The organism is Chitinophaga sp. SYP-B3965 (genome assembly GCF_009647655.1).
Classification (GTDB): domain Bacteria; phylum Bacteroidota; class Bacteroidia; order Chitinophagales; family Chitinophagaceae; genus Chitinophaga.
The window spans coordinates 3,016,553-3,030,943 of the sequence record NZ_WJFD01000001.1 but is presented as its reverse complement, the minus strand read 5'-3'; the positions used below and the strand labels follow the sequence as shown (position 1 = coordinate 3,030,943).

Genomic DNA, 14,391 nt, shown 5'->3' with positions numbered 1-14,391 from the left:
AAACTACTATGCACAATTTTACGAAAAGAAGTGTAATTAAACCACTATTGTTTATGGGGAGACTCACTTTTATGGCTTTAGTGATCACTTTATCTGCTGTAGGTTTACTGCCGGCAAAGGAAGGGAGATCGCAGGACTTGGCTAAGATCCGGGTTACGCTTCACTATGAGCATGCCTTCCTCGAAGAGATCCTGAAAGGGCTGGAGAAGCAGTCGGGGTTTACTTTTACCTATCCGGCAAAGCTGGGCAAATTAGGCCCTATCAGCATTGATGTGGAGGATAAGTCTATGTTACATGCGTTAACCCAACTCTCCGCAGAAGGGAGATTGCGTTTCAGCCGTACCAATCGCATGCTGGCAGTAAGCGAAATTACCCCTCCGGTTCCGGTTCAGCAGGTGAAAGTTACAGTGAGAGGGCGTATTGTGGAATTTGAAACTTCGCAGCCACTGCCGGGCGCTACGGTGATGATCGTGGAACTGAACAGGGGCCTGGCCGCTGATGAAAAAGGGTATTACCGGTTTGAAGGAGTACCCGGAGGGAAGTACACCATCAAGGTATCTTTCATTGGTTATGAAACCACTACACAGCAAATAACAGCGGGTGAAAAAGATGTAGTGGCAGATATCAAACTGCAGGGCGCCAAACAACTGAACACGGTAGTGGTAAAGAGTGGAAAGAGATTATCCCGCGCACCGGTCACCTACACTACAGATAAAGAACTGCTGACTGAAATTAAAACATCCCGGGCTGTTGTTTCCGGTATTTCCAATGAACAGATCGTGAAATCGGCAGACCGGAATGCGGCGGAAATTGTAAAACGTATTCCCGGTGTTACCGTGGTGGACGATAAGTTTATTGTAGTGAGGGGCATGAATCAGCGGTATAACCTTACTTACCTGAATGATAACCTGGCACCTTCCACGGAAGTGTATAACCGGGCATTTGCTTATGATATGTTGCCTTCTCCAATCATTGATCGTATCCTCGTGTACAAGTCTCCGGCTGCTGAACTATTGGGCGATTATGCAGGTGGAGCTGTAAAGGTTTTCACCAAGAATGCAAAACCGGTGCGCCACCTGGATGTGGGTGTGCAACTAGGATACCGTGATGGCACTACGTTCAAAGATCTGAATGGTTATAAAGCCGGCAATACAGACTGGCTGGGCTTTGATGACGGTTCGCGCAAGCTGCCGGGCATTATCCCTTCTTACCGGGAATCTGGTGGCAAAAATAATCTCACGCAGGCGCAGTTGCTAAATGCTTTCAGTAATAACTGGGAGTATGGCCGTCTGCAGGCTTTACCGGATCTGCAGATCTTTGTAAATTATTTCGATAACTGGCGTATTGGCAAATGGCGTTTGTATGATCTTACTTCGGTCACTTATACAAAGGAAAGCCGCCATATTGTGCAGCAAAGACAAACTGGTAACACGTATGCCTATACGCTGGATAAATTTGGTTTGAATGTAGGCGCATCGAATAGAACAGGAAAGAATGACCTGAGCACACAAACGGCAAAGATCAGCCTGCTGCAGAATTTTACCTTAAAGATGAATGAACGGAACCGCCTGGAGTTTAAGAATTTTTTATTGAATGATGGGCGTAGTACAACGGGGGTAAATATAGCCCAGGCCAATGTAAATGAAAACAGAAATGCCGGCCTTTTCAATTATGCAGAATATAAGCAGAACACCCTTCAGTTTCAGCAGCGTTTCCTGTACAACGGCAATTTGAGCGGATATCACTCCCTGGTTGCAAAACGCCCACAGGAGCTTCACTGGAACCTTGGTTATTCCTATAGTTTGCAGGATATGCCTGATCAACGGATCTCACGCTTCCGGAGAAGCTTTTCACCTGGTAACCTAAACGGTGCAGAAGAAAAAGATCTGCGCTGGCAGGTGGATTATGGTACAAGTGAAAATCAAATGTTCTATGGGATGATGAATCGCTTTTTCGTCAGCAACCGGGAGAACATGTATAACGGATCTGCTGATTATGCGATTACGGTTTCTCCGCAATTACAATTCAAAGCAGGTACTTATCAGTTATACCGGATACGTTCTGTAGACCGCCGCTTTTTAAAGGTGAACCGGGGTGGATTGATCAATACGGAGGTAGCTTCAACTGATCCCGGAGCCTGGGATAACAATGGCAAAATAGATCCTGCGTTGCTGAATTTCCGGGAACAGGACCTGGGTAAAATATGGAGCCCGGAATTCTTTCATGAAGATGGAACCGGACTTCAATTGTATGATGTTTCAAGTCCGCTGGATCAATATGTGGCCAGTGAGCAGAATAACAGTGGTTATATACAGGGGGAATGGAGCAGCCTTAATAAAAAGCTGATACTGAATGCGGGGCTGCGTTTTGAACATAATGTACAACAGGTATCCGGCGCGGTGGAGGCATTTAATACCTTTTTACCCACACACGTGAACCTGGCAAAAAACAGCTGGCTGCCTTCTGTAAATATCAATTACAGGCCGGATTCCAGCCTTGTATTGCGAGCGAGTTACGGCCGTACTGTAAACAGGCCGGAGTTCCGTGAAATAGCACCATTCAAGGATTTTGACTTTGTAAACCAGGAATTCATCAGTGGCAATGTTTTATTGAAAGGTACAGATATCGATAACTATGATATCCGCCTGGAATTATATCCGGGCCGCCACCAAAATGAAACGGTAAGCCTCGGTGTGTTTTATAAAAACCTGGAAAGGCCGATTGAACGGTTGCGGATGGCTAACAGCACGGAAGGTTCTATACCACAAACGGTGATCACTTATTTCAATTCTGATCGCGCAAAGGTATATGGTGTGGAACTGGAATTGCGTAAAAGCCTCGGTTTTATGCCTGGCAGGGTGTTCAGAAATATGTCTGCCGTATTGAACGGTGCATGGATCAAAAGTGAAGCCTCCCGCTCTAAGATGCCGGTTTCTGATAATGATCAGATCGTTACTATACCTGGTGCCGCAGCAGGACTCTTTTCCGGCAGACCTTTGCAAGGGCAATCGCCTTATGTACTCAACGCCGGCCTGTATTATGAGAACCCTGCATGGGGAACCAAACTTGGTGTTATGTATAATGTGAACGGCCCCAGTATCTATGCACTGGCTGATGCCAATGCGGAAGAAATTCTGGCATTGCGGGCAAAAGAGGGAGGATATGAAATTGATGAACTGATTAAGCTGGGCGCTTCTCCTGACTTACTGGAACTCTCCCGGCATTTGCTGGACTTTTCATTTACGCAACGTTTATACCGGTCATTACAGGTACGGATCAATGTACAAAACCTGCTGGACGAACCGGTGCGTATTGCAGAAGATCAGAATTACAACCATAAATACAACAAAGAGGTGCGTACAGCTGCTGTTCCTTCCTATGAAAACAGTCGTGGTTTTTACTATTACGAAGGGGATAATATTTTCCTGCAATACAGGACGGGCCGCTATTACAATGTAACGTTCACCTATGCTTTCTAAAAAGAACAACATGAAAATTAAGATATTAACAGCTTTTGTGCTTTTGTTGTGGGCCTGCAACAAGGACCCGGAATTTACAACAGTAGAAAATGGAGGGCTGGCATTTTACAATGCTTCCCAGTTATTACGCGTGGAACTGGAACAGAAGAATCCCCTTAATGTGCAGCAACCTGCACTTATCCTGCTGAATACAACGGATAAAAATCACAAGCCAGACAGTGCTGCGGGCGCAGATGGGAAAACACTGCCTTTTTTTGCTATGAGCACAGGCGGACAGCAGATGTTTCCCATGTATGGATTTTCACAGGTAACGCCGCCGTGGTTGACCTATATGCGGGTACGGTCCGGCATACAACAGATCTCTTTTCTGAAAACGGATAGCACACTTGCGGTGAAAACGGATGTTGTGCTTGATGCCGGAGAAAACACCACGGTTTTCCTGATGGATAGTTTGGGTGAGTATGCTACGATGGTACTCCATGATGATTCAAAACCTGCTGCTAACCAGGTACAATTACGGATGGTGCATACCAGCCCGGATGCGGGGGAACTGATGGTGAAAGTGAATGGGCAATGGTTAGGGAAGGATACGCTGGGTTTCCGTGATGCTACCGGTTTCCTGTCATTTACCATGCCAGATAGTGTTACCAGTACTATTTACCGTGTACAGGTAAGCAGCAAATCTGATACATCCGGTTTTATTGCCAAAGGTGCATTGATCGGCGCAAAAGGGCATAGTTATACCATGGTGATGAATGGCTATGTGGAGAGTCATTTCGATCCCATTTATGTTGAAGCAGATTTTCGTTTATCCTTTCTCAGAAACAAATAATTTATTGATATGATCCGGTTTAATATAATAGCCATATTACTTTTTTGCAGTTTTATTTCCTGCAATAAAGTAGATAACGATCTTCGTGATCAATACGATCAGCCCAGTATTTCAACGCAATCTTTTTCGCTCCCGGATGGCACTTCAGTGGTTTATCCTACAGTAGTGATGGTAGGTGATACCATAACGCTGGCGGGTAGGTTGAATATAGACCAGGGTGGGGTGATCACTTTTGGGAATGCAAAAGCGATACTTGTACATCATTCGAAAGTAGATTACAGGTATTACCTGACAAAGGCGGATTATGTATTTGATATTGTCCGCTTTGTGGTAACGGCAGACATGGGGTCCGGGCCACAAGACCTCACGGTGAGTTGCAAAGGGCGGATGCAGAAAGGCCCCGCCATTACCATCCTTACGCAGCAGCCAACCAATTCACGGCAGGATACCACGTTGATCGTACAACAATTATTTGATGTGAGCATGCCAGGGTTTAAGGAACGGTATAGTTATCTAAGCCTTCCCTTTTTTGAACAATGCATGGAAGTAACAAAGGATGGCACAGTATTCATGGCCAGTACACATGACATTTTCCGGTTCAGGGCCGGTAGTTATGAAACGATCCTTAAAAAAGAAGACCTGTTAATGATCGGTGAAACACCGGTGAATGTATTGCAATTCCTGGGAGCAGCGCCGGACCCGGATAATACCCTTCTCTATATTTCCCTGGTTGCGGAGTTGCCGGCTGCCACGGATGATTTCAGAGGAGCTGCTTTCCTCTTAAAAATGGATCTTGCTACCAGGGCAATAACCGTTCTGAACCGAACAACATATACGGATTATCAGTTTAGCGCATATGAAAACCAGAAAAACCCTGCTGTACTTATTTACAGAGGCACCATTGAAAACGTACAGCTGTATGCAAAGAATTTAAAAGTAGATGCGAAGAACAGGCTGTTATTCGATAACGAACATGGTGATAATAAAACTTCTTATACCGCCAGGATGGCTGCTGACGGAACAGTGGCACCATTGCTGGAGAGCCCGTCTGGAAATGGCTCGGGGGGAATGAAATATGAGAAGTTTGCATGTTATACGCAGGACGGATTAAATGCCTTCATTTCGCATGAGCATACAAGCAGCTATCCTCCCAGTACCGGCCTCATGTTATATGACCTGGATAATAAGGAAGCTGTTGTGTACACAGATGCATCGGTAAATTATGCGTATTCATCTTCCGAGCCTATTCCTGCATTCAAATTTTCCCTGCAACGGGGTCTTCTTTATTTCGATTATCCCAGGAAAGGAGATTTCATGGCGCTATCTAACAGGGAATTACTGAAGGTTGGTGGCCCTACCATAGGTTCCATTAATCCTGAAACGGCTGTTGTTTACGCTTATGCAGGATTAGAAATTGGTTACAGCGGGAGAACTGATGACTATAAACCAGAACAAAATAAACTTACCGGGCAGGCCAGGTATGTGAGTTTCGGATACGTAGAAAACGTAACGGACAGATGCCGGTTCATAGGGTTGGATGCCGCAGGGCGTGTGTATTTGATGAGAAGTCGTGAATACAGCTGGTATGATCCTTCAAGCACTGCAGAAGGGAGTCCTGAGATAATAGTAATTAGAAAACCGTAACACAACCTTTATCCCGTATATCTGTGAGAAGAGGGCCATCCATAACGGGTGGCCTTTTTTTATGTGAGGAAATTCTATACCTTTATTTTACCCTTAGCGTTTAACATGACAAAATTCAAAATTGTAACAGGCTGTTTGTTATTCTTCTTTACACTTTCTGCACAAGCGCAGAAGGATGGCATCCGTTTTTTTAATGGTAACTGGAAGAAGGCACTGGCGGAAGCTAAGGAAAGTAAAAAACTGATCTTTGTAGATGTATATGCAGGCTGGAGCATACCCTGTAAAAAAATGGAACAGGAGATCTACCCGCTAAAGGTAGTGGGGGAGAAATATAACAACCATTTCATCAATTACCAATTGGATGCGGAAGGGAGAGAAGGTGTTTCCTTTGGAAGGAAATACCAGGTGAAGGGGTATCCTACCTATCTCTATATAGACGGCAATGGTGATGTGGTGTACAGAGGTGGCGGATACAATGACAACCCCGATTGGTTCCTTAAAATGGCAGATACTGCTTTATACTTATACAAAGCAAAAGAAACGATGCTGGTTTACCAGGCAACTTATGAAAGCCGGAAAAACGATAAGTTGTTCCTGATGGATTATATCAACAAACTTGCTCTTTTTGAAATGCCGGAGGATACCATCGACAAAGTGGTGGACCACTTTTTTAGCCAGCTAACGCCAGCGGAATTAAAAGATACGCTCATTGCCGGTTACCTCTTAAAAGCCATCGCAACAGTAAAGTCACCCGTATTCCATTATATCATTTCCAATCAATCCTTTTACAGCGGCTTTACACCACTCCTTTCTGCCACACTGGGTAATGTGGTGCTCAATTCTTATTCGAAAGCCATCGCGACAAAGGATGAGAGGTTATTCCAGCAAACACTGGCAGCCAGTAGTAGGGTTGAAGATCCGCCCCTGAAATATCCTTATGCTATTTTTCTTTTCGAGAACCAGTATTATCTGACCACAGGACAAATGGATCAGGTAATAACAAGAGCTTCGGCATTTATGGATAGCACCTGCCGCATAGGCGAAAAAGAAATGGCCCGCAGAGATCAGCAGCAGTATGAGAATGACATGGCCCTCTATACTTCCGGTATCATGGATAGTACAACGGTTCCTGATTTTCCCCAGGTGAAGCTTACCTGGCGTAACAGCTATTCGCGGTATGTGGCTGGTGGCATGAACAGAACGGCGGAGATCTTTCTGCAGCATGCCAAACAGAAAGAAGATCTGCAAAAGGCCTGCAAGTGGGCGGCGATATCAGTGAATATGGAACCGGACAACTATTCCTATTATGCGGTGCTCGCAGGGCTGTATTCAAAAGTGGGCTTGAAGAGGGAAGCTGTGAGCACGATGGAGTCTGCCATCCAGATTGCATATGACCAGGGCGCACCGGAAATGACCATCCAGGTATATGAGCTTGCGCTGAAAAAGCTATAGCTTATTGCCGCTCATCATTTCGTCCTTTCTCCATATTTATTAGTTTACTATCTTATACGTTATGTGGAAATTCTATACCCTTATTTGTACCCTCCTGCCCTACGCGGGTTTGCTCTGCGCCCAGGAAAGATCTTCCATGGGCTTCGAGGAATATGAGCCGAAATCTACGCTCGTAGTACCGGAACATAAACTTACCAAAGCTAAATTCCCTTTCATTGATGTGCATAATCATCAGAATGGACTGGGGTCCGGGAATCTCAGTGGAATTCTGAAAGATATGGATGCGCTGAACATGAAGGTGATGGTGAATTTAAGTGGTGGTAATGGCGCTGGTTTAAAACGCCAAACAGATAATGTGAAAGCGAATGCGCCTAAACGTTTCATCATATTTGCCAATATTAGTTTTGGTGGGATCGGAGAACCCGGTTGGTCTGAAAAGGCAGCTGCGCAATTGGCGGAAGATGTACGTAATGGGGCTAATGGATTGAAAGTCTTCAAAAGCCTGGGCCTCAGTGTGAAAGATAATGCAGGTAAACGGGTAGCTGTTGATGATCCTCGGCTGGATGCCATCTGGAAGAAAGCGGGAGAATTAAAAATACCTGTACTGATCCATGCAGCTGATCCTAAACCTTTCTGGGACCCTGTAGATAAAGACAATGAGCGCTGGCTGGAAATAGTAACACACCCGGGCCGTAGGAGAGGACCGGATAATCCTGTTCCCTGGGAGCAGATCATTGAAGAAGAGCATCGTATGTTTAAAAAACATCCGGGTACTAAGTTCATCAATGCGCACTTTGGCTGGTATGCGAATGACCTCGGTAAACTCAGTAAGTTAATGGATGAGATCCCGCATATGTATGTGGAATTTGGGGCGGTGATTGCAGAGTTGGGGAGGCAGCCTAAAATGGCGCGGCAGTTTTTTGAGAAGTACCAGGATAGGATCCTCTTTGGTAAAGATTCCTGGGAGCCGGAAGAGTATACTACTTATTTCCGGGTGTTGGAAACTGCGGATGAGTACTTTCCATATCATAAGAAGTATCATGCTTTCTGGAGAATGTACGGTATGAATTTGCCGGATGATATTTTGAAGAAGGTGTATTATAAGAATGCGTTGAAGCTGATTCCCGCGATTGATAAGAGTTTGTTTGAATAAAATGCTGTGGGTTTGCCGCGCAGCAGAGGGCGGAGGTTTTTTTTATTTTAGGAAGGAGATTCTTTTTGATAAATTAAAACCCGCCGCAGGCGAACTCTTTTAGGAGTTATATGCAGGAGGTTATGTACAGATAAAGCCCGCCGCAGGCGAAACCTCTTTAGGGGTTATGTGCAGATGGAGCAGCGAAGGGTGTTTTTTATTTATGCGCAGATGGTTATGCACAGATAAAGCCCGCCGCAGGCGAACTCTTTTAGGAATTAGTGCAGATGGTTATGTACGGATAAAGTCCGGCGCAGGCGAACTCTTTTAGGGGTTATGTGCAGGTGGTTATGTACAGATAAAGCCCACCGCAGGCGAAATCTTTTTAGGAGTTATGTGCAGATGAAGCAGCAGTTCTTTTTTATGCAGGGGCAGGCGTAGCCTGCGCCCATATTCTAATAATAAAAAAGGCCCGCCGCAGGCGAACCTTCGTAGCCCTTTTTAGCAATCATGCTGCGCCAGGGGATTCTCAAAAGCACTGCTGTCATCTTCCTCCCTTTCGGTGAGGCACTTGAAATCCTTTTCGATCAATATCTTTAAGACGCTGTTATCCGGGTTTTGTTGTTCAAACTGAATCCCTACCTGGTCTGTATCTATCCATTCCGCAGCTTTTTCTGCAAGGATGCTCATGTGCACAGCGCTGCCTTCCAGTTTAACTTTCTGTTTGTCGCTGATGCGGATGCAGAAGTGGAGGCTTGAGGGGCCAATGTGGGTTTCTTCTTCTACCTTGCCGTTTTCTTTTAATGCCTGGATATCCAGTTTATCCAGCCTGTAACGGATACTATTTCCCCTTATCCTGATCTTCATGTTAAGTAGTTTGAATTAATGTACTGAGTGGTACTTCTTTAAACTCGCTGATAGCTGTATCGCAGATATAACATTCTTCTCCCTGTCCTTCCTCATAAATGCTCAAACAGCAAGGACATTGCAATACTGTTTTTTCAGGAAGGTTGTTCACCGGAGCTGTTTGCTGCTCTGCCACGTATTGCTGTAATACATCCCATTCACTTCCCTTCTCGTAATAATGCTTACACAAAGATACGATATATGGGCCAAGATGTTCTTTGGTGACATTATCGCGGAAAAGAACCAGCGTGCTGGAATTGGGGTTGAAATCAGCGGTGTAAAGGATGTCGAACCGCTGCATGTACTTTAGTTTGCTGTTGTATTTATTTTCCTGTTTGCGGATCACGATGGCTCCGAAATGACTATTCCCGGGTTGCATGCGGATGCTGAAGCAGAGTCCGTAAGTACGTACGTCTGCTGTGTCGAAGTGGCGGATGATATGTCTTTTGAGGATGAGGCTGTCTTCACAGTTGTCTGCTATCTGCCAGTTTAGTTCATTGGCGGCATGGCGTACGTTGATGCCATGTTTTCCTAACACATAATCCCAGAGGCGGCGGTGTGTTGGATCGATGTCCCGGATGATGATGGATTTCCAGGAGGTGGCGTATAGCTGCCCTACGCCGGTTTCCAGGCAGATGGAGCAGATGTCTTTCAGGAAGGCTACGGAGAATTCTTCATCCCTGCGGTAGATGCCCAGCCAGTAACGGTCGTTGTATTTATTGAACCCTTCGTAATAGGGGAGATGGAATACGGGTAATTCCAGTTCTTTATCTTTTGGGCGGCCAATGTATTCGCAGAGCTTTTCAGGAATGCGATCCATGTGGTTTTCCAGGAATTTGCTGACTTGTGCGATACTGTTGGTGTAAATTAACTCCGGCCAGCAATAAGTAGTTTGTTGGCCTGGGAGGCGGATATATAAATACCAGTGATGTGCATGTGCGGAGGCGATCCAGTTGATGTGCCCGGTGAAAAAGGGAACGAAGGTTTGTCGGCTATCGCAGATATTGATCTTTGCTTTCGGTGGTGTCTCGAACATGTCGAAGATATCTTTGTAGATACCTTCTGTTAACCAGGAATCCGGGATGAAAATATCTGTGGCGGCGTAAGAACTGCTGATATTAGGGGTGACAGAGATTTCTTTGCAGGCAGCTTCAAACTGTTTGCAGTGTTTGTTCTGCACTTCTACATAGAGTTGTTGCCGGAGACCGAAACGGACTTGCGTAACCTGTGCGGCAGTGGCTATCTCCAGCACTTCCTGCAGGTAACCGGGGGAGATGATACCTCCGGTGAAATTGATACTGTAGATGTTTGATAGTCTGGCCATGGTTACACGAGTTCCTGGTAAAGGTTTTTTATTTTTTTGTAGGTATTTGTTACACGAGTTCCTGGTAAAGATTTTTTATTTTTTGGTTGCTACTTGTTACACGAGTTCTTCCTGTTGTAAAGGTCTTTTTACTTTATTCTTTTCCAGCAGTTGTTTCACTTCCGGTTTGCAACTCCCACAACCCAACCCTGCGCCACTGGCTTTGCAAAGTTCATCCAGCGAAGTAAACCCTTCTTTGATCTTCTCACAGATATTACCTTCACCCACATTTCCACAGGAGCATACCAGTTTCCCTAATACCGGCGCTGCCTTTTTACCGGAACGAAGCAGCTCCAGCCTTTTATCTGATAGTTCGATCTTCTGTTGTATAAGGTCTCTGAATTCCGGGAATTCAGATTTATCACCAATGAGGATTGCGCCTACCAAACGATCATTATGGATGATACATTTTTTATAGAACCTCCTGGATTTATCAATGAACACCACCTCTTCATAAGCCGGATCAGATGGTGTTTCCACCATACCCAGCGAACAAAGTTCCATGCCATGCATTTTAAGGATGTTCATGAAAAGGGAACCTTCGTAATAGCCGGTGATATCCCCATTCATATGACGGGCTACAATAGCGGCCTGTTGTTCTGCGGCTGCAGTAATGCCATAGAGTGTACCTTCATAAGCAGCAATTTCACCAATGGCATAAATGGAAGGATCGCTGGTGAGCAGGTATTCATTCACGATCACACCACGATTGCAGGAAAGCTGACAAGCCTGCGCCAGTTCAATATTAGGTACTGTGCCAATAGACATTACCACAGCCTGACAGGCAATATTACGGCCGCTCTTCAACCGGATTCCTTCCACCTTTTTTAAACCGGTGAACTGCTCTATCTCATCATTGAAGTAGATATCAATATCCCGGTCTTTTAATTCTTCAGATAAAAGCTGTGCACCCAGGGTATCCAGTTGCCTGTCCATCAGACGGGAGGTACGTTGTATGACACCCACATCAATATTCATCTCTCTTAGCGAGGCGGCAAGTTCAATGCCTAACAATCCACCACCTACAATGATGATCTTCCCTTTGGATGGATCAACATGTTGCACAAAGGCATCTGCATCCCTGCGGCTGCGCATCGTAAAGATTCCTTTCAGTTTGGGTACATCTTTCAAAGTAGCAGCCCGACTACCAGTGCCCATGATCAGTACATCATAGGTGTGTACATTTCCCAGGCTGTCTGTAATACATTTTTCTTCCCTGTTGATCTTTTCTATGCTCACACCTCTGTGCAGTGTGATATTAAAAAGCGCTTCTTCCGCATCAGTCATCTTTACCAGCTGTGCCCACTGCTGGGTGCCACTGATATAATCGGGGAGCATCACGCGGTTATAGAAGGGTTGGTCTTCTTTGCTGAATACTACTATTTCATCTTTGGTGTTCAGTGTGCGATAAGTTTTCACAAAGCCATAGGCACCGGCTCCGGCACCTATGACTATGATCTTCTGGAAGGGTTTTTCATAACGCAATACCTGTACAGCAGCGTATTTCAGATCAGGTTGTTTCGAGATCGGATCTACGAGATTATTAGTTAGGTTATTAGCACGATTAAGGTCACTGTTTAATATTTTTCCCCAATGCATGGGAAGGAAGACTACTCCTTTTTTGATGGTGGTACAGAGTTGTGCTTTTACACGCACAGTACCTCTTTCATTTTTTATCTCTACCAGATCATCCTGCCGGATGTTCCGCTGTCGGGCATCTTCGGGATGTATTTCTAAGAAAGAAGAAGCAATGTGTTGTTTCAGTTTGCTCACCTTTCCCGTTTTACTCATGGTATGCCACTGATCTCGTATACGTCCGGTGGTAAGGATCAGCGGATAGTCGTCACTTAATGGCTCAGAATTATTTTCATCATCAAAGGAATGGATGTTGGCTTTTTTATTAGGGGTATAAAAGGAATGATCTGTAAATAACCGGGATGTACCATGACTTTTAGCCCCCTCAGGGTAAGGCCATTGTACACTGCGTTTTTCCTGTAGCAGTTGATAGCTCAGGCCGCTGATATCAATATTGGTACCTGCTGTCAGCCGGCAATGTTCATTGTAGATCTCTCCCGCATTGGCATAATCAAAACCTTTAAACCCCATCTTTTGTGCAAAACGGCAGAGGATCTCTGCATCCGGTAATGCTTCGCCGGGAGCATCTGTTATTTTATTGAGGTAACTGATGCGGCGTTCTGCATTGGTCATGGTGCCTTCTTTTTCTGCCCAGGCTGCAGCAGGTAAGATCACATCTGCATAAGCCAGTGTTTCTGGTTTATTGGAGATCTCCTGTACTACTACAAACTTTGCTTTCTTTAATGCGGCTTCCATGAAACGTGCATCCGGCAGGCTTACCAAAGGGTTGGAGGACATGATCCAGATGGCTTTCAAGCGACCATCATGTAATGCTTCAAACATCTCCGTGGCTGTGAGGCCGGGTTTGTCTGATAGAGGAACACCACCCCAAAATTCCTGTACTGCCAGCCGGTGTGCAGGATTATCCAGTACACGGTGGGCGGGTAATAAATTAGATAAGCCACCTACTTCCCGTCCGCCCATGGCATTGGGCTGGCCGGTTAAAGAGAAAGGGCCGCTGCCCGGCTGGCCTATCTTTCCGGTGATCAGGTGAAGGTTGATGAGGCTGAGGTTTTTATGTACACCTACTACACTTTGGTTCAGGCCCATCGTCCACATGGTCATAAATCCCTTGGCTTCACCGATGTAATGTACGGCATCATAGATGGCAGTATCCGGTATGCCGCAGATGATAGCGGCTTCTGCAATGCTTCGCTGCATCACCATCTCCCGGTATTTCTCATAACCATTTGTATGTTGCTGCAGGAAATGGGCATCTGCTTTTCCCTGTTCTATCAATAGTCTTCCGATGGCATGATGTAATACAATATCTGTTCCGGGAAGCAGTTGCAAATGAAGGTCTGCCATGGCACAACTTTGTGTAACGCGGGGATCACTGACGATGATCTTCAACCGTGGATTGGCTGCCTTGGCGGCTTCTATCCTGCGCCATAAAATGGGATGGCACCATGCAGGATTAGCGCCGGCTACAAAGATGCAATCTGTTTGTTCAATATCATCATACGTGCCGGGCACTACATCTTCTCCTAAGGCCATCTTATAAGCGGCCACAGCACTGCTCATGCAAAGCCGGGAATTGGTATCGATATTGTTGCTGCCAATAAAACCTTTTATCAGCTTGTTGACTACATAATATTCTTCTGTCAGGCATTGGCCGGATGCATAAAAAGCTACAGCATCCGGCCCATGTTTTTCAATGATCGCTTTAAATACTGCTGCCGTGCGGTCCAGCGCCTGATCCCAGGAAACCCTTTGGCGTGGGCTGTTCCGACTGTAACGCATTTCAGGATGTGTTAAACGGTCTGAAGTATCTGTTACGGTATAATGCAGGTTCATTCCTTTGGAGCATAACATGCCCCTGTTCACAGGATGATCTTTATCTCCTTCTACTGTTAATCTTCCTTGTCTGTCCTTGTGAACCACTATGCCACAGCCTACTCCGCAATAGCAACAGGTGGTTTTGAATGATGCCTGCATATAAAGAATA

At 45.5% G+C, this 14,391-nt stretch carries 8 protein-coding genes; 5 read left to right on the top strand and 3 right to left on the bottom strand.

Translation table 11 applies throughout. From position 1 onward, the window contains the following. Positions 1-53 precede the first annotated feature (53 nt). From GFS24_RS11935 to GFS24_RS11915, 5 genes are all read left to right on the top strand, one after another. Positions 54-3,479, top strand: a complete 3,426-nt coding sequence (locus GFS24_RS11935) for a TonB-dependent receptor (protein WP_173003053.1) — start codon at positions 54-56, stop codon at positions 3,477-3,479. Positions 3,480-3,489: 10 nt separating this feature from the next. After that, positions 3,490-4,311 (top strand): DUF4397 domain-containing protein, encoded by an 822-nt coding sequence (locus GFS24_RS11930; protein ID WP_173003052.1) that lies wholly within the window; start codon positions 3,490-3,492, stop codon positions 4,309-4,311. A 9-nt stretch (positions 4,312-4,320) separates the two neighbouring features. Beyond that, a complete protein-coding gene (locus GFS24_RS11925; protein WP_153659780.1) occupies positions 4,321-5,955 on the top strand; it encodes a hypothetical protein in 1,635 nt (544 codons plus the stop codon). Positions 5,956-6,060: 105 nt separating this feature from the next. Continuing rightward, positions 6,061-7,407, top strand: coding sequence for a thioredoxin family protein (locus tag GFS24_RS11920; protein WP_153659779.1), 1,347 nt, complete (start codon positions 6,061-6,063; stop codon positions 7,405-7,407). A 61-nt stretch (positions 7,408-7,468) separates the two neighbouring features. Then, positions 7,469-8,560 (top strand): amidohydrolase family protein, encoded by a 1,092-nt coding sequence (locus GFS24_RS11915; RefSeq protein WP_153659778.1) that lies wholly within the window; start codon positions 7,469-7,471, stop codon positions 8,558-8,560. Between the two features lie 480 nt (positions 8,561-9,040). On the opposite strand, the gene GFS24_RS11910 is transcribed toward GFS24_RS11915, so the two are convergent. The 3 genes from GFS24_RS11910 to GFS24_RS11900 all read right to left on the bottom strand — a co-directional run bounded on the left by GFS24_RS11910 (position 9,041) and on the right by GFS24_RS11900 (position 14,381). Further along, positions 9,041-9,406 (bottom strand): hypothetical protein, encoded by a 366-nt coding sequence (locus GFS24_RS11910; RefSeq protein WP_153659777.1) that lies wholly within the window; start codon positions 9,404-9,406, stop codon positions 9,041-9,043. A 1-nt stretch (position 9,407) separates the two neighbouring features. Then, the gene (locus GFS24_RS11905) at positions 9,408-10,769 is read right to left on the bottom strand and encodes a rubredoxin (RefSeq protein ID WP_153659776.1); all 1,362 of its coding nucleotides are present in this window, start codon (positions 10,767-10,769) and stop codon (positions 9,408-9,410) included. A 96-nt stretch (positions 10,770-10,865) separates the two neighbouring features. Then, entirely contained in the window at positions 10,866-14,381 is a 3,516-nt protein-coding gene (locus GFS24_RS11900; protein ID WP_153659775.1) for a nitrate reductase, read from the bottom strand. Between the last annotated feature and the right edge of the window lie 10 nt (positions 14,382-14,391).

Excerpts from the sequence above, each read along its gene's own strand:
- GFS24_RS11935 (WP_173003053.1), top strand. The coding sequence starts at position 54 with ATGGGGAGACTCACTTTTATGGCTTTAGTGATCACTTTATCTGCTGTA.
- GFS24_RS11930 (WP_173003052.1), top strand. The coding sequence starts at position 3,490 with ATGAAAATTAAGATATTAACAGCTTTTGTGCTTTTGTTGTGGGCCTGC.
- GFS24_RS11925 (WP_153659780.1), top strand. The coding sequence starts at position 4,321 with ATGATCCGGTTTAATATAATAGCCATATTACTTTTTTGCAGTTTTATT.
- GFS24_RS11920 (WP_153659779.1), top strand. The coding sequence starts at position 6,061 with ATGACAAAATTCAAAATTGTAACAGGCTGTTTGTTATTCTTCTTTACA.
- GFS24_RS11915 (WP_153659778.1), top strand. The coding sequence starts at position 7,469 with ATGTGGAAATTCTATACCCTTATTTGTACCCTCCTGCCCTACGCGGGT.
- GFS24_RS11910 (WP_153659777.1), bottom strand. The coding sequence starts at position 9,406 with ATGAAGATCAGGATAAGGGGAAATAGTATCCGTTACAGGCTGGATAAA.
- GFS24_RS11905 (WP_153659776.1), bottom strand. The coding sequence starts at position 10,769 with ATGGCCAGACTATCAAACATCTACAGTATCAATTTCACCGGAGGTATC.
- GFS24_RS11900 (WP_153659775.1), bottom strand. The coding sequence starts at position 14,381 with ATGCAGGCATCATTCAAAACCACCTGTTGCTATTGCGGAGTAGGCTGT.